This is a genomic window from Halopenitus sp. H-Gu1 (assembly GCF_041821145.1).
In the GTDB taxonomy this organism is placed as follows: domain Archaea; phylum Halobacteriota; class Halobacteria; order Halobacteriales; family Haloferacaceae; genus Halopenitus.
This window is the reverse complement of the sequence record NZ_JBGUBC010000023.1, coordinates 1-22,392: the sequence shown is the minus strand read 5'-3', so window position 1 is coordinate 22,392 and position 22,392 is coordinate 1. Positions and strand designations below refer to the sequence as shown.

The window sequence follows — 22,392 nt, the reverse complement described above, 5'->3', positions numbered from 1 at the left end:
TGCTTTGGCATATTAATATTGTCCATTCAGTAAGTAAATCTCCGATGTAACCCAAGCAATCTATCGTCTTTATGAACTCTTGTCAGTGGTGGATTCACGCCCTGTATTCAGCACGGCCCTTTCGACACTATCGTTACTTGGTGACATCCTCAACAGAGCCGGATCTCCGGATCGGAGACGCCCGCCATATCGCCAACGATGTTCTCGACGAGCCCAGCGTCGCCGTCAATCCCGACCACCTTCTCCTCCGAGAGGTCCCCGATATCCTGATCAATCATAAAGTGGAACGTGTGGATGATCGAAATCCGAGTGGGAGTCTTTCACGGATCGGCTTGGGAATCCCGAAAGACGACGTCGACGATGGACGATCCGTGAACTGTCACTCGAGTTCCTGAAAAGAGAAACGCGAACGAGAGAAGACTCTTCACAGGGAAGCCAGTCGAATCCTTTTTTTCTCGGACCCCTAATATGGTAAGCGGTAGCATAGACACCGCCGGGCAGAAGAGGCATATGGTGGAGATGGATCCGACACGTGGTGGAGGTGGATCCGATACGGTCACACCGCCGCCCGGTGCGGGCGCGAGAGCGAACTCAAGACACCAGTATGACAGACCGCATCGACATCGACGAACTGGACATCGACACCGACGAGGAGACGGATCACACGGAAAAAGCCTGGCTCGAGAGCGATGCCAACACCGAAGCCGAAGGGAGCACGAGCGGCAAGCGAACTGCTGAAACGGACGAAGGCGCGGCCGAGGACGAAAACACGAATACGACATCCCGCGCGATACCTCACGTCCCGCGGAAGAACGAGGATCGGCCGGCCGGAATTCCCGTCGAGTCTGGCGGGGCAGGAGCCGGCACGAGCGCCGAGAGAGGCGCCGCACGGTCGAAGCCCTCGGAGTCGACAACGGACGAAGACGGCAGTCGGGGTGGAGTGGCCGAACCGAGCGGCGGTCCGCACGGAGGCGGCGCGGACGACATCACGTTGGCACTGACCTACGGGGCGATGAAACGCCTCGAGGATCCCCGTCTGGCCAGCGCCGACGCGAATCAGTGGGCGGACTGGATCGGCGTCGTCGGCGACGTCCAAGCTCCCGTTCTGACCGGCTTCCAGCGAGAGCACGGGCTCGACCTCGACTTCTTCAACGGCGGTGGGATGGAGCCCGCAGAACGGTTAGCCGACATCGACGAGCATTCGATGTTCTACGCGGAGCGGATGATTCTCGTGGGCGAAACCGAAGCAGAAAAGCGGATCGCAAACACGGCCGGCTGGGAGTTCATCCCGCTAGAAGAGGCCGCAAAAAAAGCAGACTGGAGCCTCTCCGAGAATTCTGAATCGTGACGGTAGTGTGAGAGGGAGTCGTCGATTCCCCACCTGGTTTTCGTAATATCAGAAGCAGATGTCGGTTTTTATGAAAATAATATACCCTGTACTCCCGCATCTTGGCCAAAGATTCAATACATATTGGTATGACATGTTATGTGGTAGCACTATGAACGGAGGAGACCTATGAGTACTGAACCGGTCTCGCTCGACCTCGATCGACGCTCGTTTATGAAAGCGAGCGCGATGGCAGGGGCCGTGGCGCTCGGTGGGAGCGCAACTGGCCAAGCTCTGCAACAGGAGAGTGAGGAGACTGACGTAACGGACACGGGCACGGAGCTGTCAAAGACCGTCTGCAACTTCTGTGCCGTCGGATGTGGCTTCCGCGGGGAACGCGACGGGAACGCCTTCGTCGGCCAAGAACCCTGGGCAGAGAATCCGATCAACAACGGGTCCCTCTGTTCAAAGGGTGCAGCCATCTACGGAAGCGAACATTCCGAAAAACGGCTGAAACACCCGATGAAAAAGGAGAACGGGTCCTGGAAGAAGATCTCGTGGGACGAGGCCTACCAGGAGGTTACAGACGAGATCGAGCGCGTCTGGGACGAGTACAGTCGAGAGAGCATTATGCTTCTTGGCAGTGCCCATCACGGCAACGAGGAGGCCTACGCCATCCGGAAGCTTTCGGCGTTTATGGGCACGAACAACATCGACCACCAGGCACGCATCTGCCACTCCACGACGGTTGCGGGGCTCGCCAACACGTGGGGCTACGGTGCGATGACGAACACGGTCAACGACTACCGCAACTTCGACCTCAACATCATCATCGGGCAAAACCCCGCCGAAGCCCACCCGGTGGCGATGCAGCATATCCTCGAAGGACAGCGTCGCGGAGGAACGATCGTCTCGGTCGACCCCCGGTACACGAAGACCTCGGCGCATGCCGACCACTTCTATCGGATGCGTCCGGGCACCGACGCGGCCCTGATGATGGGTCTCGTCCGGTATCTTCGGGATCAGGGTGAACTCGCGATCGGCGGCAGCGATGAGACCGGCCAAAATATGCTGGACGAGCGAGTGTTTGGCTGGCCGGACGTCGAGGTCGAACTCGACAAATACGACCTCGACACCGTCGAGGAAGTCACGTGGATCGCCCGAGAGGACATCGAGCAGCTCGGTGATCTCATCATCGAGAACAAGCCCAACGTCCAAATCGAATGGGCGATGGGTGGCACCCAGCACAACAACGGCACCCAGCATATTCGGTCGTATGCGACGCTCTCGCTGGCGTCCGGATCGTCCGCCCGCTCCGGCGGCGGTCTCCAGGTGATGCGTGGACACAGTAACGTCCAGGGGGCGACCGACCTCGCGGTCGCGAGTCATATCCTGCCCGGGTACTATCCGCTGTCACCGGGTGGCTGGCAATGGTGGAGCGACGTGTGGGACACCAGCCCGTTCACGTCGGGGTCCGTGACGTACGACGATATGTACGATCGATTCGACCTGATGCCACCGGACCTGTATGAGCGGTATTCGGGTGAGAGCGACTACGGCGAGTCGGATCGGTCGATGATGTTCCAGAACGGACTCACCGTCGCGCGGTGGTTTGAAGCCGCAGTAGAGCAGAATGAACGCCTGCTCGAGACGCCGATCTACCAGCCGGAAGAAGTGAAAATGGCCTTCTTCTGGGGGCACTCGACGAACTCCATCAGCGAGATGTCGAAGATGAAAAAGGCGATGGAGAACATCGACACCCTCGTCATCGTCGACCTGTTCCCCTCGCTGGCGTCGGTGCTCCCCGAACGCGACGACGGCGTGATCCTGCTCCCGTGTGCGAGCCAGTACGAGCACCACCGCTCGATCACGAACTCCCATCGATCCGTTCAGTGGAGCGAACCCGTCCGGCCACCGTCGCACAACACCAGACCGGATATGCAGATTATGCAGGAACTCGCGGACCGCCTCGGGTTCGGCGAACACTTCGATTGGGGATCCGGCGATGCGATGTTCAACGGAAAGACCACCTACGAACAGTGCCTCAAGGAGATCAACCTCGGCACGATGACCATCGGGTACCGCCAGTCGCCCGAGCGACTCCAGCAACACCTGGAGTACGACTACGCGTTCAGTTCGGAGGACCTGAAGTGTCACGCACAGGATCTCCCGGTGAGCGACGAATACTGGTGTCTCCCGTGGCCGTGCTGGGGTGAAGGGCATCCTGGCACGCCGATCATCTGGCGTGACGACATCGACCCGCGAAACGGAGGTCAGGACTTCCGCGCTCGCTGGGGCGTCCAGGCTCCCACACCCGATGAGTGGGATGAAATGGATACCGACAAGCCGTATCCGATGCAGGAGACGGTCGACTCCAGCGACTGGGACCTCAGTCTCCTGCGCGATGCATACACTCCGGACTGGGACTCTGACTACACCGGCTCCGTTCAAGGGATCCCGGAGTATCCGGGGTGGAAGACCACGATGCCGGACGATCCGACCAATCCCGATGCGCTGCCGCTTCCGTTCGAGTACGCGCTCGATCCGACGAAGTCAGTGTACGACACCGCCGTCGCGATGAATCAGAAGTACGACTGGGCCGACTTCGACGAAGATTGGTGGGAGCAGTACGATCACAAACAACCCGACGCCCCGACGGGCCGGGGGCGAGCACGCGGCGTCGTCTGGAACTTCCTCGATACGGTGCCGATCCACCGCGAACCCATCGAGAGCCCGTCGCCGGAACTCGTCGAAGAGTGGCCGGCGAACGGCCCCCAGCAGAACTTCTATCGGCTGGATCAGAACAACGCCGAGGTCCAACAGCAGGCGATGCAACAACTCTCACAGCAGGGCTTCAGCATGGATGACGCTGAGGTCGCCATTATGACAAACGGGCGCCAGGTCGAACACCAAGGCGGTGGTTCGGAGTCGCGCTCGAACATCTTCCTCGCGGACCTGCAGCCACATATGTACGCCGAGATTCACCCCGAGATGGCAGACGAACTCGGCATCGCCGGGGGTGATCTCGTTGTCGTCGAGACCACCGATCGAGGATCCGTACTCGTGAAATCACGAGTGACCTATCGGCCGAACGCCCAGGAGGTGTTCCTTCCCTTCCATTGGGGCGGCATCTTCGAGGGAAGCAGCCGAATGGACGAGTACCCCGACGGTAACGAACCGTTCGCGATCGGCGACTCGGTCAACTCCATCACCGGCAAGGGGTACGACGTCGAGACACAGATGCAAGAGACGAAGCCGTCGATCGTTCGAGTACGGAAAGCCACCCAGTCGGTGCTCGACGAACTCGAAATGGACATCGACCTCTCGTCGTTCGCATTCCCGCAAGACGAGGACGGGATCGGCCGGCAGAAGAACTTCGATGTCCGTGACAACAAGACAACCCAATGAGGTGACACAGAATGCCAGAACAAATACTGAACGACGGGGTAATGAGTACGGGTTCACAGACCCGTATCTTCCCGGACGTCGAGGCGTGCATCGACTGTGGTGGCTGTGTGGTCGCGTGCAAGCGCACCTGGGAGATGCCCACAGACGAACAGCGAATCAGCATCTCGACGATGTTCGAGGGCGAAGAAGGGGACGAAGGCTACAACGCCAACAGCGCAACGGCGATCGACGACGGTGCGTTCCCCGGTGAGACATCGATCCCGATGCAGTGTTATCACTGTGAGAACGCCCCGTGCGTCTCCGTCTGTCCGACCGATGCCCTCCTGAAAAGCGACGACGGCTTCGTGAACCTGGAGAAAAATCGCTGTATCGGCTGCCAGTACTGCCTTTCGGCCTGTCCGTTCGGCGCGCCGCAGTTCCCCGACTCCGACGAAGGGATCGCAAGCATCGCTGGATCGGGCGGAACGATGGACAAGTGTACGATGTGTGAAGAACGCCAGGATGTCGGTAAGGGGCCGGCCTGTGCCGAGGAGTGTGCGACCGACGCCATCCTGGTGGGCGAAACCCAAGAGATCGCCGAGGAGTTGGAGAGTCGGGGCAGTCCGTCCTTCTTCAACGACGACGCACTCGGCGTCATCTTCGGTGCTGAGGCGGAGGTGTTCAACTGATGAGCACTGACGAGAGCGGAAACGTTCGGATACGTCTCATCGTCAGTGCCATCATCGGCATCGTCGTCTCGACGGGACTGGTCTGGTACGTCTCGGGCGGGCCCTTCTTCGAGGTGCTGCCGCGCATCATACCGACCGTCGAAGGAGGTGGCGTCGGCGCCGATTGGTCTACGGGCCACGCAGCCCCGCTCTACACGTGGCTCATCTGGGTGACGAAAGCCGCAGTAGCGCTCGCCGGACTCACCATCCTCTATATGGTGCTCATGCACTGGATGGCGTTCCACCGACTCGCCGACCGAATGCAACAGCCGGCCGGCGCGTCGAGTGGCTCCGAAAGCGATGCCACGACGGACGGTGGCCGCCCCGTCGACGACGGAGGTGATGCTGCATGACCGTCCTCGATAATGGAAAGTTCACTCGCGTTGCGGTGGCGTTTCACACGCTGTTAGCGTTCGACGTCTTCGCGTTGTTCTTCACCGGCTACTCGGTGATGTTCAACGACGAACTGTGGTGGTTGCTCACTCTCCTCGGCGGGACTGAGTGGGTCCTCCTGATTCACCGGCTGAGCGGATACGGTCTCATCCTTCTCGTCGGATTCTTCGTCCCCCTCCTGTTGTCCTCGAAGCGCGGCCGACACCACATCAAAGAGCTGGTGCCGTCACGAGACGATGTCGCCGCATCGATACAGGATTTGCAATTCGCACTTGGGCGCGCCGACGAACGCCATCCGAACGCCCGACAGTACGCCGGTTACTCCGAGGACGAGGTTCCCATCATCACCTACATCGGAAAGGGCGTCGCCTACATCGACTCGGTGATGCTCACGCTGCTGATCGTCTCGGGGCTTCTCATCTGGAATAAGACCGCGATGATGGCGTTCTTCCAGACGAAAGCTGCGGCGATGGCATTCGTCGCGTTCCATGGCCTCCTCGGGGTAATTATGCTGATGGGGATCGTTTTCCACATCTTCGAGCACGGCTTCCATCCGGCGTTCTACCCGATCGAACTGAAGGCGTTCATCCCCGAAAGCGAGACGCCCGCACAGGACGCGCCGCCGGAGGCCGAACGCGAATCGGTAACCGGTATCGAACGGGTTCAACTCCGACCGTCGTGGAGTTGGACGACCGCCATCGCGGGGGCGGCTGCCGCGCTCGGCGTCCTCGGGTTCGGGCTGGCAGCGGTCTTCGATTACGCGTATCCGATTCCGTTCGATCTGATCGTAGGCGGCGGTCCGACAAGCCTCGCGCTGGCGATCGGCGTCAACCTCGGCGTACTCGTGCTGCTGTTGGGAGTCGTGTTGACACTGTATGGAAACCTCCTGCGCGTGCAGGCGGCCGGACGCAACTTCGCCGAGGAATCCGTCGGACGTGAGCCGGAAGCCGGCGCGTCACCCGACGACTGATACCGCGCTGTCTCCGTTTTCCCATTGTTAACCAATATTTATGGTGGTTGCGGACGTCGTGGGTGGTATGGTCTCACATAACCCGATGCGAGTGTCGTGGCCGGTGACCGTCGTCGCGGTCGGGCTGTTCGTGTGGGGACTCTGGACGATGAGTACCGTCTGGCAGTCGATGGGCCCGCTTTTCGGCCCGGGAGATGCCGTCAGCGGTGATTTCGTCGGCCCGAATCCGGTCGTCGGCCTCATCGGACTCGTCGTTCTCGCGGTATTCATCGGCGCGATCGTAGCGCTCATCGGCGAGATCGGATCCAGCGAGCAGACCGTCAGCACCGACGGGCAATAAACCACAATGCCGTCCATCCAGTACGAATGCCAAGGGTGCGGACAGCTGACGCGCTTTAGCGGCGTCGAGCGCGATGAAGTAACGATGGAGTGTCCGGTCTGTGAAGAGCGGACCGTCTGGGCAGTGGCATTCGAAGGCGACGGCGTCTCCTTTTGATCGGTGTTCGGATCTCTGCAGGAGCACCGCCCTCACAGAATCTGAGAGACGACTTCGTCCTCAAACGTCACGGCGCCGACGAAGACGTCCGCACCAGCCCGGAACAGCGGTTCGTCGGTCTCCTCATAGACGTCCTCACGAAACATATCGACCCACTTCTGGAGGTGTTCTTCGATGAACACCCGCTCGAATCCCACTGCCGGGCGCTCGCCGTCGTACTGCCACTGGATGAGATTCCGAAGGAAGGTTGCCTCGACGGCGATGTGATCGTTCTCCTCGCCGTAGTCGCTAGGGGGGGTCCACCCCGCTGCAGCGTAGCTTTCTTCGACCTCCGCCAGTCCCTGACCGATGAAGTCGGTGTCGTCACGATAGGTGGTCTCGTGCGGCAATACCGGTGGACGTGGCCCGACGAACACGCGAGTGTACTCGGCCTCAAGATGGTCGACGACCTCATCGAGCGGACGGTCCGTATACTGTTGGCGGAACCGCTCGACGTTCTCGAATCCCTGATCGAGCGTCGGTTCGATTTCGTCGTCCGGCAGTTCGATGTCGCCTTCGAGGAGTTCCGAGACGAACTCGGAATCGGGTGCGTCGGCGAAGACGGCGATGACGAAATCGAGCAGTTCGAGTCGAGTCTCGTAAATGGCGGCGGTTTGTGTGTCGCTCATTGGGTTTCTCCGTAGATGAGTTTCGCGCGGCAGTCGCTACAGTACTCGAAGATGTCGTGGTCTTCGCCGCCAATGCCCTCGACGAGGTGGCCGACCTCGGATTGGACGTGCGCGGCAGAATCCACGCTGGTGAAGGATTTCCCACAGTTGGCACAGTCGAGCATTTCGCTTTCATACACCGTTTCCCAGCGGTCACTCTCGGATGCGTCGTCGGGAGTTTCGACACCGGCTCGACGTTCCGGCAGCGACGAGAGGTCGAGTCCGGATTCGATGGTGATCGCCACCTCTGGACAGCCCGTCTCACAGACCCCGCAGTTCACACAGTCCTCGTGTGCGAACTGGAGGTCGGCGTCGTCGGTGCGGCGGATGGCGTCCGTCGGACAGAGGTTCGTGCAGGTCGGCGTGAACGCGCAGTCGTCGCTGACCGACATCCGACCGAACGCCTCGAGACCGCGCACGACGTCGCGGTCCGGGTCGACGTGGGACAGGATGGCGCGAACGCTCTCTAACGCCCAGTCGTGGGTGTTGAACTCGGGATATGGCTCACCGTCGCGACTCCCACCGTCGGCCTCGTGTTCACCTGGCGGAATCGGTGTGGCATCGAGGCCGACGTAGAACTGCGAGAGTGCCTCCTCGAACGCACCGGGCTCGTTCGGGTCGGGCACGAAGAATTCGACGCGGTTCCCAAGACCGAGGTCGGTCGTCGCCACATTCAGCCGCTCGGCGAGCGCGGTCTTCGGATCGGGTCCGGAGTGGAGGCACTCGCCGCCGCAGCCGACGATGGCGACGCCATCGGCACCAGCAGCGAGGGCGTGCAGGAGGTGCGCTTCACCGACCGTATCAGTACACGTGACCCGAACGGGCAACACCGGCGGGTAGGCGATATCTGCGCCTTCTGCTGCACGTCGGCCGTATGTTTCGAGGGTGCGGGCCGCGCGCTCGGAACAGACGAACGCCACGACGGGCGTGTCGATTCCGGAATCCCCCCGGAAGATACTGAACAGGCCGCCATCGTCATCGCTGGGATCGAGAAGCGCCTCCACTTCGCGGGCGATCCGCCGGTTCGACGGCTCACGGAGCTCGACGGCGCCGGTGGGACAGCCACTCGTGCAGGCCCCACAGTTCTGGCATGCGATCGGATCGAACGTCACCGAATCGACTGTTGGGCGAGCGACGGCGTCGTGCGGACAGGCGTCCGTACAGACGGTACAGCCCTGTTGGCCGGAATCACCGGACGCACAGACGTCCATATCGATGTCGAGGAACTGGGGCTTTTCGACGCCGCCGAGATGTCGCTGGACGGACGCGACGGTGTGGGCGTCCGCATCCGTGTGAAAGCCAACGCGGCCACCGCGAGCAACGTCCCTCGCACCAGGGTAGACCACTTGATCGGCAGTGAGTTCCACGTCGATGCCGTCGGGGTCGATCGCATCAGTCGGACAGCACTCGATCCACTCGCCGGTGGGTGCGTCCGGGTGGACGTCGACTGGAACGCTCGTGACTCCACCGTCGGGGCCCTGCTCGACACACTCCATACAGGAGATACAGTCGTCGGTCACGCACGCCCGGAGGTGAATGTCGAACTCCCCGTACTCGCCTTCGATCCCCTCTATTCGCCCACGCTGAACTGTCACGTCGGCGAGCGCCCCCTCGTAATCGTCGAAGTCGTCGCCGTTTGCGACGAGCGTGACGTCTGCATCCGTCTCCGTCGCTACCGTTTCTGCGAACCTCGGGTTGCCGACGACGGCAACCCGGTCGCCCGTCTCTTGTGAGACTGTCCGCGAGAAGGCCTCCTCTTTGAGGCCCGCAGTCGTCCGGTTGAAGAGCCGCGCGGCCTTGTCCGTCGCGGCCTCTTCGTCGTGCACCCAGCCGGCACTCTCTCGGTGATCGACGAACGCCGTCGCTTCTGGATGGAGCCCGTGAGACTCCGCAAGTGACTGAATTCGGTTTTGACACTCCTGGTCGCAGGCGCTCGCAACGATCTGATCGATTTCATACTCCTCGATGACGTGTTCGACGCCGGAGAAGCCATCCTGACAGAGGAGACGAGAGCTAGCGACGATGTCGACGTCGCGTACACCGTCCCGTACCTCCTCGGCATCAACGCCACACTGTCCTCTACACGAACAGACAAACGCCCCGATATTCATTCCGACTAGTCGTTTGGTAGCAAGTGACTTGTTCTTTCCTCACCGTTCAGTTTGCTGTGCGCCACAATGCGGCGGATTTTGCCCGTTAGTGGGGAACCGTCGGGCCTGTCCGGCGAATGTCTTTTGCGGGCCCGCTTGACAATAGATCACGTATGGAACTCTCATTCGAAGTCAGCGATCGATTCGAGTCGGCGGCGGCGGAGTGGGCCGACGCGCGAATGACCGACGTCGAAGACGCTATCGAAACCAAAGTTGAGCAAGCGCTTCTCGAAATCGAACACCTCACGGCCGATGCCACCGACGTGGAGTTCGAACTCGACGGTAAAACGGTGTCGTACGTACCAAGCGAGGAACTCACAGGATACCTCGATGAACAGGCCGACGACACGGGGCTTTCACCGGCGACCATACTGAAACTGCACGTCGACCTCTATGCCGGGGCCTTCGATCTAGAGGACGCGGTTCGGCCGCCGAACGCGCCGCCGAAGGACTGATACTATCGGACGGACGCATGCGTGTTTCGAGACCGCGGGAGTTCCGATGATCGCCAGAGCGGTCCGTTCGGCAGTACGAGGGCGCCGAACAGCGACTTCATCGCGCTTGCACGTCCGTATTCGCCCGGCCGCACGCAGTCGTGCGATCGCTGCCACGACCGGTTGCCAACGCGACGATGGGGGCCTACACAATCTTTTTGTCACCACTCGTACAATGCACGAGTATGTCTCACAAGGATAGTGGATGGCGGCCGAAAGGTGCAGACCACGAATACAAGGGCCATTCCGTCTCCGATCACGGAGTGTTCCCCAACGAGGTGCATACCGGAGACGTCGACCCTGATGAGACAAAGATTAGGGACGAGGAAGACGACGAAGACGACGAGTAACGGGAGTGCGCGATCTCCGTTCGCCGAGGGCTGTCCGGACTGCCGTGGTATCGACATCGGACCTCGCGAGACGCTACTGCTCAGATCCCGAGGATACTCGCTGATTCCTCGCTTACTTCCACGCTGACGTCTTGACGGGTGCGTTCGTTTATCTGATCCAGATTTCGCGAGAGGATCTCCAGAATGTCTTCGGGTTCCGAATAGACAAGCATATTTCCGTCGTCATCTTCCATCGTCAATTGCGTATCCGTGAGGACGATGCGGTCGTTCTCAATGCTGGCGGCGACTGCGGGAAGGGATTCTCCACCACCCGGTTCTCCCTCCGAAACACGAGTGATGTAGAGTTGATCAAGGCCGATGAGGTCTTTGTATTCCCGTATCGTCTCCGCATACGACACCATATCGCGCGTGATGGCAGTCTTCTCCGGGTTGTCGTGGGTCCCTTCATAACACTGCTTGCACAAGCGGATTTCCATTCGCATACATCATATAGCGGCCTACACCTGCATTAACTGTTGGCCTGGATCGGGTTCCTCCGTGCGCGATTTCGTCCTCCGGGTCGATGCTTCCGATCGCCGCGGTTTCGTCCTCGCCGAGGGCGGTCTCTCCCGATCACGACGGCGATCAGGTGAGAAGACTGGACCTGGCGAGGATCGTTCATCTGCGAAGACGTGTTTCGATCGAGACCGCTCGATACACAGTAGTCCCCCCGCAGCGACAGTGAGAATCCATTCGTCAGTACCGTTCCGACAGTGAGGATCCGTTCGTCAGTACTGTTCTCCCGCGTGAGAGACGCACGGAACTCGATAAACGGAACCGACGATGGAGTAGCCGGACCATGTAACCGACCGGCTTCGCTACGCGTTGGCGGGGGAAGCGACGGCGTTCGTTCGCGTTTCGAATACCGCCTCGAACAGTTTGCGTTCGGCCGATCGGAGATGCTGCGTAAAGGTCGACTGACTGATGTCCATCATCGATGCGACCCCCTCTCCGCTGGTCTCGCGAGGCCATTCGAAGAACCCGGCAAAGTAGGCCGTCCGTGCCGCCTCCAGTTGCCTGTCGGTCAGTGACTCCTCGAACGACGACCGGAATGCGGTCTCGAAGTCGGCATCCCGTTCGCGTTCACGCTGGGCGACGAGATCGAGTTCCGGATGGACGGATTGGACAGCCTCGACGACGGATCGGACGTCGTTCGAGCGGGAAATATCCGCGACGAGCCGTCCGCAACCGTCGGTGACCGAAAGGGACGTCACGGCCGCGCCGTATCTCGCAAGCGTCGTGACGACCGACGAGTCGTCCGTGTTGAGCCGAAACAGACACCGGTCATCGTAGGAACAAAGCAACTGTGCGACCTGAAAGTGGTCCGTCTCCTCGACGTACTCCAGAACGCGCGAGGAGTCACAGCCCGAAACCGAAACGTACGCGTCACAATCCGACCCGTCTCCATCGGCGAGCCGCTCGAGGTCGACGGTACACCCGAGCGCCCCGGAGAGGGCGACGAAGGGATCGTTCGCGCCGTCGACCCGGAACTCCAGTTCGGTCACCGCATCGGACGCGAGCGTCCGTCTGCTTTCGGCGGCGTTGATCGCGTCCGCGATGGTGAGTCCGAGTTCGGCGAACAGTTCCCGATCGATGGCCTCGAAGGCGTTCTCGGTCGCCGCCTCGACGAACAACACCCCGTAGTTCGCCTCGTGATACGACAGCGGAACTACCACGCCTGCGGCATCGGACGGAGTCGAAACCGGCGAGGCGTTCTCGTCGATGAAGGATGGCGCTCCCGACTCGAGAACGTCGTCGGCGACCGATCGATAGTTCCGGGAGGCCGTCATACGCTCCTCGATCTCCGGTTTCTCGATCCCGGCACAGGTTCCCACTGCAACGTGCTCGTCGACGAGGCGAGGCGTTCCGATCCACGCGACGTCGAACAGTTTTGAATGGGCGAACCGGTCACAAACCGACTGCGCGATGTCGGTCCGCGAGGAGGCCGCAATGAGGTCCCGATTGATGTCACGCAGAACCTCGTTCGTGTTGTTCAGCCGTTCGAGCCGTTCGTTTTGGGTTTCGATTCGAAGTCGTCGTTCCTTCCGTTCCGTCACGTCCCGCTCGACTGCGACGTAGCGTTCGACGGTGCCGTCCTCGTCGGTGATCGGGGCGATCGTCATGTCGACCCAACAGAGATCGCCGGACTTGCGGCGGTTGATTATCTCCCCCTCCCAAACGTCCCCCGCGGAGATCTGGTCCCACATCTCCGCATAGAACTCCGCATTGTGTTCGCCGGACTTCCACAGCCGCGGGTTCTCACCGATGACGTCCTCGGGGTCGTGCCCGACGACACTTTCGACGGCCGGATTCGCGTACTCGATCGTCCCGTCGGTATCGGTCAGAAAGATCGCGTGTCCCGCGTGATCGATCGCCTTGCGAAATCCGCGGAGACGATCCGTGATCCTCTGTTCCTCTGTGACGTAACTCGACAGGTAGTAGACGGTCAAAAGTGCGAGAACGCTGACGAGCAGGGCGGGGATCTCCTCGATCGGGGCCGTCGCGCTTCGGGCGGTCAACAGCTGCCGAGTCGCCATGAGGAGCAACATCACCGTCAGGAATCCGAACCGCCGGTCGTTGCTTCGCTGCAACAACACGAGCGAGTACCCGATGCCGACGATCCGGAGCACGATCGATGCGAGGATGACGGCGTTCACGGGGAGCCACCCCCGAGAGAACGGCGACGGCGATCGGCAGGCGCGGTCATGTCAAGAACGTGTTCGCGTGGTCGTATATATGACCGGGTCCTCAGACGGCGGAGCGCGGCGTCTCTACGCCTCAGTCCGCGGACGTACCCTCCGGACCAAACAGTATTGGGTGTGGTGTTATACCATGTTTCGCCGGGCGAGCAACGGGCGAACAGTATTGGTAGTACACTCAGGGGGTCGCAGACCGTCTGTACAGATGTGATGACACAACTCACCGAACGGATGTCGACGTTCACGCGGTTGAGAGGTGAGGGCGATGAGTAGCGCCGGCGATGACGGCCGTCAGCCGAGCATCCCGGACGTCGGCAAACGCGAACTCGACGCGATGGTCGATGAGGAGGCGACCGACCCGCGCGAGGAGTTGTCGAAGACCGACCACGACACGGAACTCGGGATCGCGATGGCGGAGGATGCCAAACGCGTTTCGCGTGGCGAGTTGTCGGCCGACGAGTACTGGAGCAAGTACGACGAAGCCGCCGAGGCGGAGTTCGGCGAGGCATATCGGCAGACCCCCAATCCGTCCATCGAAAGCGAGGATCAGACGATCGATTCGGAAACCGCCGAGTCGCTCGGCTGTTCGGTCGGATCGATGGAGTCCGTTGCGTGTGAACTCAAAGCACAGGAGGCTCCGGCCGACACGACGGCGGCCGACACCGACGGGGACGAACGCTGGGGAATGGTGATCGATCTGCAAAAATGCGTCGGGTGTGACTCCTGTACGGTCGCCTGCAAGGCCGAAAACCGAACGCCCCCCGGCGTGTCCTACAACGTCGTGATGGAGGAGGAACACGGGGAGTTCCCCAACGTCTCCCGGACGAACGTCCCCCGTCCCTGCATGCAATGTGAGGAGCCACCCTGTGTGCAGGTCTGTCCGGTTTCGGCGACCTACAAGATGGACAACGGGGTCGTCAACATCGATTACGATCGCTGTATCGGCTGTCGCTACTGCATGATCGCGTGTCCGTACGGCGCACGATACTTCGATTTCGGCGAGAATTACGATGACGAGGTCGACGAGGCAGGGGAAGTAACGAGCCCCGAATACGGCGTCGATCGTGGCGAACGCGAGGAGGGCAAATCGCCGATCGGGAACGTCCGCAAATGTAGCTTCTGTACCCACCGGCTCGAACGTGGCGAGGAGCCGGCGTGTGTCGAAACCTGTATCGGCGACGCCCGGAACATGGGCGATCTCGACGACTCCGAAAGTGAGGTCGCTGAGATGGCGGCCTCGACGCGGGCGTTCCAGCTCAAGGAAAGCGAGGGAACCGACCCGAACGTCTACTACCTCAAATAGACCAATGGCATCGAATAATTCCAGCGTCGAGTTCGATCCCGGGTTCGTCGACAACCGACTGCGAGTAGCCTGGTACGCGTTCCTTGGGCTGCTGCTGCTTGGCGGCGCGGCGGCGATGTGGCTGCGGATCAGCCAGGGAATGCGGAGTACCAACCTCACGAGCACGACCCCGTGGGGCGCGTGGGTCGCGTTCTACATCTACTTCGTCGGCCTGTCGGCCGGTGCGTTCCTCGTCAGCACGCTCGCGAACGTCTTCGGCGTCGAGGGGATGCACCGGATCGATCGCGATGCGCTGTTTGCGGCCATCATCAGCATGGTCGTCGCGATGCTTTTCGTCTGGACCGACCTCGGTCGGATGGACCGAATGTACCATCCGTTCATCTGGCGACAGGTCACGTCCGCGCTCTCCTGGGAGGTCCACGCCTACGTCGCCTACATCGGCGTTCTCGTGACCGAGCTGTACTTCGCTATGCGATACGATCTGGCTCGCGTCGCCGAATCCGAAACGGGGATCCGGGCTCGTCTCAGCGGACTTCTGACGCTGGGACGACGAGCGACGACCGAGGCATCCCGGGCGGTCGATCAAACGTGGTTGAAACGTACCGGTATCCTCGGCATCCCGCTCGCCATCTTCCTGGTCCACGGCGGGACTGGGGTCCTCTTTGCGGTCTCGAAGGCGCGCCCGTACTGGAACAGCGGACTGTTCCCGATCATCTTCGTCGTCTCGGCGGTCCTTTCGGGGACGGCGCTCGTGATGCTGCTGTACGTCCTTCGAACGCGACTGTTCGATGACGAGCCGGTCGACCGAAATCTCCTCGATCGGCTCGCCGTGCTTCTTGCCGTCTTCATCGTCACCGACGTGGCGTTGACCAGCATCGAGGCGCTCGTCGCCATCAGCAGTATGCATCCCCACGAACTCGAGACGTGGAGCATCATCATGTTCGGCGAGATGTCGTGGTCGTTCTGGTGGTTCATGGTCGGCTTCGGCTGGCTGTTCCCGCTCGTCGTGCTCTCGAAGCGCGAGTGGCGACGTACCCCGTGGTTGATGGCCGTGACCGGCCTCAGCGTCGTGATCGGGATCATCGCGGTTCGGTTCAACATCGTCATTCCGCCGCAGATCCAGCCCGTGATGGAGGGGCTTCCGCACGGATCGTATTTCCCGTCGGTCGTGGAGTGGATGACGAGCATCGGCATGATCGCGGTCGGACTGCTGTTGTACACGATCGGCGCGGAGTTGCTACCCCTGACGCCACTCGATCGAGGTGATCACTAATGTCTACTAACGGAAACGGTTCGAACGGTGGTACCGGTGACGAGGACGGTGCGTCGCTCACGCGGCGTGACCTCGTGAAAGCGGTCGGCAGCGTCGGCCTCATCGGCGCAGCAAGTTCCGCGACGGTGAACGTCGATACTGCAGATCTGTGGTCCGACGAGGAACACTACGTCGGTGACGACATCGGCGAGTACGGCGCAGGCGACGTCATTCACACGACCTGCGGACAGTGTAACACGTTCTGTCCGATCAAGGTTCGACTCGCCGACGATAGCGGGACCGGCGAGTACACCTCGCTCGTCCGCAAGCTTGCGGGCAATCCCTACTCGTTCCTCAACACCCAGCCGTTCTCACAGGTCCCGTACGGAAGCGATCCGTCGGACGTCGCGATGGGTGACGTGGCCGGCAGCGGCGACGTCGGGACCGACCGCTGGTCGCTTTCCGGCGGTCGGATCTGTCTGAAAGGACAGGCCGGCATCCAGACGGCCTTCGACAGCTATCGGGTCCGCAAGCCGATGAAACGCGTCGGCGCGCGCGGATCCGGCGAGTGGAAGACGATCTCCTGGGAGCAGGCGATAGCGGAGATCGTCTCCGGCGACGACGAACTCGGCCATCCGGGCCTCGAGGAGCTGTGGGGTCATGCCCCAAAAGAGGACGTGATGAGCGACTGGGAATCCGTCCAATCGGGCGATCTGGAGAAATCAGCGTTCGATGAGCGGTGGGGCGACGTACTCATCGACACCGATCATCCCGATCTCGGCCCGAAGGCCAACCAGATCGTCGACGTGGGCGGATTTCGGCGTAACTTCATTCGGACCCGGCTGTGGCATCAGGGACTCGGATCGGTAAACAGCATCCACCACGCCGGAACGTGTGGCTTCTCCGCCGTCCTCGGGAACGTTCGGTCCTACGACGCCAAAAAGAAACGGCAGTATCCCGACATCGAGAACTGCGAGTACCTCCTCGTGTGGGGGACGAATCCGATGGTGGCCAACAAAGGACCGACGTGGCTTGCCCCGAAGCTGACGAATGCCATCGAGGATGGAATGCAGATGGACGTCGTCGACCCTCGCCTATCGAAGACCGCGGAGAAGGCCGACACGTGGGTTCCGGTCGAGCCCGGCGCGGACGGCGCGCTCGCGTTCGGGATGGCACGCTGGATCATCGAACACGACCGACACGATCTGGAGTACCTCCGAAACACCTCACAGGCGGCCGCACGCGACGACGACGAGCCCACCTGGAGTGACGCGACACATCTCGTGCTCGTCGACGACGAGACCGGATCGAAGGCACGTGCATCCGATCTCGACCTCGTTCCCGACGACGCCGAGGCGGCGGACGACTTCGTCGTCGTCGACGCGGAGACCGGCGAACCCCGCCCGGCCAGCGAGGTCGAAGCGGGCGTACTCGACGTCTCGATGACGATCGACGGCGCGCGCGTCGAGAGCGTCTGGAGCCAGTACCGTGACCGGGTGTTCGAACACGATATCGAGGAATACGCGGAGATGGCGGGCGTGTCCACGGACCGGATCGCGGAGATCGCAGACGAGTTCACGAGCCATGGCAAGCGCGCGTCGATCATGTCCTATCGCGGCCCGGCGAAACACACGAACGGGTTCTACAACACGCGTGCCATCGCAACGCTACAGCATCTCATCGGAAACTACGACTGGAAGGGCGGACAGATAACGCCGTATGCGGGGTACGACACGATGTCCGGTCAGTACCAACTCGGCCAGGTGCCCGAGGGACACTCCCCGTGGGGTATTCCCATCCTTCGTGGGGGCGTGAACTACGAGGACACCTCGCTTTTCGACCGCGACGACGGATACCCCGCAAAGCGGCCCTGGTTCCCGGTCGCCCCGCCACAGGCCACCCAGGAGCTCTACGGCAGCGCCGCGGACGAATACCCATACGGCGTCAACGCGCTGTTCATCCGACCGTACTCGAACAACCACGTGATGGCCGTCGCCGGGGGTGATGAGATCCCCGCGATACTGGGCGATCCCGACACCATCCCTCTCGTCGTCGCGTCCGATACGGTGATCGGGGAGACGAGCAAGTACGCCGACTACATCCTGCCCGAGCCGACCTACCTCGGGCGGTGGGAAAACTTCGGGACGTATCCGAACAAGCGGCTTGCAGACGAGAAGATCAGCCAGCCCGCCGTCAACGTCGTTCCCGACGCACGACCGTTCGAGGACGTCCTCATCGACCTCTGGAAGGAACTCGACCTCCCCGGAGTCGGGGAGAATGCGATCCCGGACGATGACGGGGACCGGTGGTCGCTTCACCAGGCCGAGGACTTCTACGTGAAACTCGCCGCGAACATCGCCTACGATCGAGATCCGGTTCCCGACGCGACCGAAGAGGAACGCGAAATCTTCCGCGAGAGCCACGAGAAAGGACTCGGCGATGCCTTCGATCTCGATCGCTGGAAGCAAGCGGTGACCGACGACGAGTGGGCCAAAGTCGTCACGGTACTCAACCGTGGCGGACGGTTCGAGGAACCCGGCGACGACTACGAGGCGGCCTTCGAGGAATACGGTCACGAATACGACTACGCCGACCGGCTCGAGGACACGAACGCCTACGACGGCGAGCACATGCGATACAAACTCGGCTCCCGGGTCAACTTCTACAGCGAGGTGGTCCCCCGAGGGAAACACTCCTATACGGGCGATCGGTTCGATCCACTGCCACGGATCGACGACGTCGAGCACTACGACGGAACGGTTCAGGCCGCAGTCGGCGGCGAAGACGGCCGGGAACGTCCGCTGCGGCTGATCAACTGGAAGCCGCGAACGCAGGGGATGCACCGGACCCAAAACAGTCCGTGGCTCCGCGAGACGCGGCCGGAGAACCCCCTTTGGATCAACCCTCAAGACGCCGAGGACCGGGATATCGAGAACGGCGACGAGATCACCATCGATGCCGGCCGCCGAACGGTCGAGGGCATCGCGATGGTCACGGGGGGGATCCGGCCGGGTGTGGTCGGTGCCATGTGGGGCTGGGGCCGAACGGGTGACGGAGCGACGGCAGAGACGATCGACGACACCACCCGCGGTCCGGTCGAGGAGGACGGTCACGCGCCCTATCGGTTCGACGAACCGATGACCGAGGAGGCGGGGATTGCCAAGGGTCGAGACGCCGGGTTCGCGATCAACCACATCCAGCCCCTCGACAAGGATCTCGGCGATACCGGCCTCTCGGATCTGGTCGGCGGAAGCAACGCACAGTACGATGCCTTCGTGGAGGTCGAACGGCGGTGACTCCGATGTCAAACGATCCGGACGGAAACGGCGAGACGCCATCGAACGAGGATCCACTGGACGACGTCAACGCGGTTTCGATCGCTCGAGTGCGTAGCAACGTCTACGGGCTCCTCGCGGCAACGTTCGACGGCGACATCGAGACGATCGCGACCGCGATCGAGAACGGAACGGTCGCGGAGATCGCCGCGGCACTGCCGGGCGACGCCGGAGCGGACACGCTTTCGGACTGCGATCTCGACGGCGAGGCGCTCGCAGTGGGCTATGATAACCTGTTCCTGGTTCCGGGACCGCATTACGTCCCGCCGTTCGCCTCTGCACACGAGGTGGAGCCGAGCGAGTCGTTCGAATCCGACTCGCCGTACCACGACGCTGGGGAGGCGGGCGAACTCCTCGGCGATCCCGCCGCCGAGATGGCCCATGCGTATACGAGCGCCGGATTTCAACCGGACCGAGGAGACGGTATTCCGGACCACCTCGCGGCCATCTTCGAATTCATGCGGGCGCTGTCCGACCGTGAACGGGAGATACTGACGGACGACGGCGACGAGGAGACGTTGGCCGCCGTCCGGAACGCACAACGCGAAATGCTCTCGCGGCTGGGGTGGTTGGATGCCTTCCACGAATCCGTCGCGGATGAGGACTCCGTCGAAGGCATCTTCGCCGCGCTCGCCCGCTTTGCGCGGACGTTCACGGCGTGGGATGCACGCGAGCGGGACGGATCACCCACCTAGCCGCGAACACGGATCGCGTCACGATCGCGTGACCGATCCCTCACGGAGTCGACGATCAGCCCGATCCGAACGGACGATCGTGGACGAAAGACCGACGACCGCGGCCGAAAGACCGACGACCACGAACGAAGGTTGGTGACCGAAGAACACAAACCGCGGAACGACGACGTTCAAACACGAACCGACGACACCCGGACACGAACCGATGACACCTCATACACCCATCGACGCCGACGAATCGACGGACCAGGACGCAAGTGGGACGTCGCGATCGGAGACGATCGTCACCGTGGTGGGCAGTGGACGACTGGCGCTGACCGAACGCGACGTTGCTGCCTTCGATCACGTCGAGCGAGCAGACGCCATCGAGTGTGCCTCCGGCGAACGGACGTCCGGGACGTGGCGTGGCATCCCGGTTCGATCACTTTTGTTACGCGTCGACGCACCGCCGGAGACGACGCACGTGTCCGTGACCGGTGCGGACGGATACAGCGTCATGGTCGAGATTCGATCGGCCCTCGACGGTCTGCTCGCCTTCGGACGGGACGGCGTTCCACTGGCCGATCGGGACGAGGCTTCGCCACGGTTCGTCGCCCCGGACGTTGACGGATCGCGTGCGGTCGCAGGGGTCGTCGAGATGGAGGCGATCTCGCTCGATCCTGACGCCGATCCCGAATCGTTCGAGGTTCTGTGGCCCGACACGGACGCCGAAAGCGAAGCGCCGTGAGGGGCCTGCAGGGCGGGGACAGGGTACTCGTCGGAGACGACGCCAGCACAGCAGCGCCTCCGGCAACGTCGGCGGGTACGCGGGTCCGTTGGCAGGGATCGTTGCTGCACGTGCCGCCGAGACCCGACTTCAAAGCTCCTCGAAGTCTCGCGATCGATCCAGAACGTGACTGTGAGAAGAGGCCGTCCGTTCGATCGGTAGTGCCGTCAGTGAACTCGATGCCGTGAAACGAACGGGTCGTGGGAGACGACGATCCGTCTCACTGGAACCCGCGACCGACCTCGTCCTCCTCGATGAGGTCGTCCAGTTCCGAGGAGAGGAGTCGTTCGGCCTCCTCGAACTCGTCGGTCAGATCCTCGAGTTCGCCAGGTCGGCCGTCAAACTCGTAGTCTATCGGGCCAAACGCAGGTGAATCGACCGCTTCCATTACGTCCTCGAAGAGGTGCTCGGGGTCGGTCGGCGCCTCCGCGTGCACCTTTAGCGTTTCCTTGAGGCGTGTCGCCATGTCCTTTGCATGATCTTCGTCCTCCGGAGACGATCGGACCGCGAATCGACCCGGATCGTTTTCGGAGGGGAAAAGCGGTTCAAGTCCGTCGTCGACGCGTCTGGCGACCCGAGTTCCGACGCCACGAAGGTCGCGGGGATTCTTCGCGTACGTCTTGAGCTGGTACACGCCGACGCTCGGATGGCCGATGAACAGGTCCTCCCCGATCCCTTCCTGGCGGCTGCCGGCGACGGCCCGCCAGCCGTCCGGATCGGTCGATTCCTCGGTCACCTCCCGAAGGATGTCCTGCCAGTCTCGAACACGCATATCGTTCGATTTCCCACCGCGGCTCATTAGCATGTCGGTGACGGATATCCCGGTCGGCCCCCAGGCGATTCGCTTCGAGACGTCTCAGCGACCGCGATCGAGTTCGATGACGACGATGCTCCCGCGAGGCTCGTTCTCCTCGAAATCAAGCCGGCCGCCCGATAACTTGACGACCCAGTAGACGTACCACAGCCCGATCCCCGAACCGTGATAGAGCGCGTCGATGTCGTGATCGTCGGTGAGGATGCGTCGATCCTGCTCCGGGATCCCGGGACCGTCGTCGGCGATCCGGATCGTCACCGACTCCATATCCGCCGTCAGGTCGATGTCGATGTCCGGCTCCTCTTGACATCCTCCCCGCGCTAAAGCGCGAGGATTCCACCGTGGGGTTCGGCTACGCCGAGTCCCCGGCGGTAATTTGCGGGTGTGTATGCTCCTCGTTGGGACGGTGAGCGCGTGGTGACGCCGACCATCGGTGGTCGTCCCACGTGAGGCATACGGGCCGTGCCATCGGCCGTGGTACGTTCGA

At 61.8% G+C, this 22,392-nt stretch carries 21 protein-coding genes; 14 read left to right on the top strand and 7 right to left on the bottom strand.

Annotated elements, in window-relative coordinates:
• Positions 1–149 precede the first annotated feature (149 nt).
• Entirely contained in the window at positions 150–278 is a 129-nt protein-coding gene (locus ACERIT_RS13695; RefSeq protein ID WP_373675423.1) for a hypothetical protein, read from the bottom strand.
• 326 nt (positions 279–604) lie between these two features.
• Here ACERIT_RS13695 and ACERIT_RS13690 point away from each other — a divergent pair, with 326 nt between their 5' ends.
• The 7 genes from ACERIT_RS13690 (at position 605) to ACERIT_RS13660 (ending at position 7,301) form a co-directional block, all read left to right on the top strand.
• A complete protein-coding gene (locus ACERIT_RS13690; RefSeq protein ID WP_373675422.1) occupies positions 605–1,348 on the top strand; it encodes a hypothetical protein in 744 nt (247 codons plus the stop codon).
• Positions 1,349–1,516: 168 nt separating this feature from the next.
• Positions 1,517–4,735 (top strand): molybdopterin-dependent oxidoreductase, encoded by a 3,219-nt coding sequence (locus tag ACERIT_RS13685; protein WP_373675421.1) that lies wholly within the window; start codon positions 1,517–1,519, stop codon positions 4,733–4,735.
• 41 nt (positions 4,736–4,776) lie between these two features.
• Positions 4,777–5,403 carry a 4Fe-4S dicluster domain-containing protein gene (locus tag ACERIT_RS13680; protein ID WP_373675420.1) on the top strand — a complete coding sequence of 209 codons (627 nt, stop codon included), beginning with the start codon at positions 4,777–4,779 and terminating at the stop codon, positions 5,401–5,403.
• Complete coding sequence (locus ACERIT_RS13675) at positions 5,403–5,795, top strand: hypothetical protein (RefSeq protein WP_373675419.1); 393 nt, start codon at positions 5,403–5,405, stop codon at positions 5,793–5,795. The genes ACERIT_RS13680 and ACERIT_RS13675 overlap by 1 nt, the downstream gene beginning before the upstream one ends.
• Positions 5,792–6,805, top strand: coding sequence for a cytochrome b/b6 domain-containing protein (locus ACERIT_RS13670; RefSeq protein ID WP_373675418.1), 1,014 nt, complete (start codon positions 5,792–5,794; stop codon positions 6,803–6,805). Before ACERIT_RS13675 ends, ACERIT_RS13670 begins: the two co-directional genes overlap by 4 nt.
• Positions 6,806–6,872: 67 nt before the next feature.
• Positions 6,873–7,145 (top strand): hypothetical protein, encoded by a 273-nt coding sequence (locus ACERIT_RS13665; RefSeq protein WP_373675417.1) that lies wholly within the window; start codon positions 6,873–6,875, stop codon positions 7,143–7,145.
• 6 nt (positions 7,146–7,151) lie between these two features.
• The gene (locus ACERIT_RS13660) at positions 7,152–7,301 is read left to right on the top strand and encodes a hypothetical protein (protein WP_373675416.1); all 150 of its coding nucleotides are present in this window, start codon (positions 7,152–7,154) and stop codon (positions 7,299–7,301) included.
• Positions 7,302–7,333: 32 nt separating this feature from the next.
• On the opposite strand, the gene ACERIT_RS13655 is transcribed toward ACERIT_RS13660, so the two are convergent.
• Both ACERIT_RS13655 and ACERIT_RS13650 read right to left on the bottom strand, forming a co-directional pair.
• A complete protein-coding gene (locus tag ACERIT_RS13655; RefSeq protein WP_373675415.1) occupies positions 7,334–7,969 on the bottom strand; it encodes a molecular chaperone in 636 nt (211 codons plus the stop codon).
• On the bottom strand, positions 7,966–10,119 hold the full coding sequence (locus tag ACERIT_RS13650; protein ID WP_373675414.1) for a hydrogenase iron-sulfur subunit: 2,154 nt from the start codon (positions 10,117–10,119) through the stop codon (positions 7,966–7,968). The genes ACERIT_RS13655 and ACERIT_RS13650 overlap by 4 nt, the downstream gene beginning before the upstream one ends.
• Before the next feature lie 152 nt (positions 10,120–10,271).
• Here ACERIT_RS13650 and ACERIT_RS13645 point away from each other — a divergent pair, with 152 nt between their 5' ends.
• Positions 10,272–10,613 carry a hypothetical protein gene (locus ACERIT_RS13645; protein WP_373675413.1) on the top strand — a complete coding sequence of 114 codons (342 nt, stop codon included), beginning with the start codon at positions 10,272–10,274 and terminating at the stop codon, positions 10,611–10,613.
• A 224-nt stretch (positions 10,614–10,837) separates the two neighbouring features.
• Positions 10,838–11,002: a hypothetical protein gene (locus ACERIT_RS13640; RefSeq protein WP_373675412.1), complete on the top strand. Its 165-nt coding sequence runs from the start codon at positions 10,838–10,840 to the stop codon at positions 11,000–11,002.
• An 80-nt stretch (positions 11,003–11,082) separates the two neighbouring features.
• Here ACERIT_RS13640 and ACERIT_RS13635 read toward each other — a convergent pair whose 3' ends face one another.
• Both ACERIT_RS13635 and ACERIT_RS13630 read right to left on the bottom strand, forming a co-directional pair.
• The gene (locus ACERIT_RS13635; RefSeq protein ID WP_373675411.1) at positions 11,083–11,484 is read right to left on the bottom strand and encodes a hypothetical protein; all 402 of its coding nucleotides are present in this window, start codon (positions 11,482–11,484) and stop codon (positions 11,083–11,085) included.
• A gap of 375 nt (positions 11,485–11,859) precedes the next feature.
• A complete protein-coding gene (locus tag ACERIT_RS13630) occupies positions 11,860–13,698 on the bottom strand; it encodes a bacterio-opsin activator domain-containing protein (protein ID WP_373675410.1) in 1,839 nt (612 codons plus the stop codon).
• Positions 13,699–14,005: 307 nt separating this feature from the next.
• Here ACERIT_RS13630 and ACERIT_RS13625 point away from each other — a divergent pair, with 307 nt between their 5' ends.
• The 5 genes from ACERIT_RS13625 (at position 14,006) to ACERIT_RS13605 (ending at position 21,052) form a co-directional block, all read left to right on the top strand.
• Complete coding sequence (locus ACERIT_RS13625; protein ID WP_373675409.1) at positions 14,006–15,043, top strand: 4Fe-4S dicluster domain-containing protein; 1,038 nt, start codon at positions 14,006–14,008, stop codon at positions 15,041–15,043.
• Between the two features lie 4 nt (positions 15,044–15,047).
• The gene (nrfD, locus tag ACERIT_RS13620) at positions 15,048–16,316 is read left to right on the top strand and encodes an NrfD/PsrC family molybdoenzyme membrane anchor subunit (RefSeq protein ID WP_373675408.1); all 1,269 of its coding nucleotides are present in this window, start codon (positions 15,048–15,050) and stop codon (positions 16,314–16,316) included.
• Positions 16,316–19,591, top strand: a complete 3,276-nt coding sequence (locus tag ACERIT_RS13615) for a molybdopterin-dependent oxidoreductase (protein ID WP_373675407.1) — start codon at positions 16,316–16,318, stop codon at positions 19,589–19,591. The genes nrfD and ACERIT_RS13615 overlap by 1 nt, the downstream gene beginning before the upstream one ends.
• Positions 19,592–19,596: 5 nt before the next feature.
• Positions 19,597–20,325, top strand: a complete 729-nt coding sequence (locus tag ACERIT_RS13610) for a molecular chaperone (RefSeq protein WP_373675406.1) — start codon at positions 19,597–19,599, stop codon at positions 20,323–20,325.
• 205 nt (positions 20,326–20,530) lie between these two features.
• Positions 20,531–21,052 (top strand): molybdopterin-dependent oxidoreductase, encoded by a 522-nt coding sequence (locus ACERIT_RS13605; RefSeq protein ID WP_373675405.1) that lies wholly within the window; start codon positions 20,531–20,533, stop codon positions 21,050–21,052.
• Between the two features lie 259 nt (positions 21,053–21,311).
• Here ACERIT_RS13605 and ACERIT_RS13600 read toward each other — a convergent pair whose 3' ends face one another.
• Both ACERIT_RS13600 and ACERIT_RS13595 read right to left on the bottom strand, forming a co-directional pair.
• Positions 21,312–21,863, bottom strand: a complete 552-nt coding sequence (locus ACERIT_RS13600) for a hypothetical protein (protein ID WP_373675404.1) — start codon at positions 21,861–21,863, stop codon at positions 21,312–21,314.
• 84 nt (positions 21,864–21,947) lie between these two features.
• A complete protein-coding gene (locus ACERIT_RS13595) occupies positions 21,948–22,196 on the bottom strand; it encodes an ATP-binding protein (RefSeq protein ID WP_373675444.1) in 249 nt (82 codons plus the stop codon).
• Between the last annotated feature and the right edge of the window lie 196 nt (positions 22,197–22,392).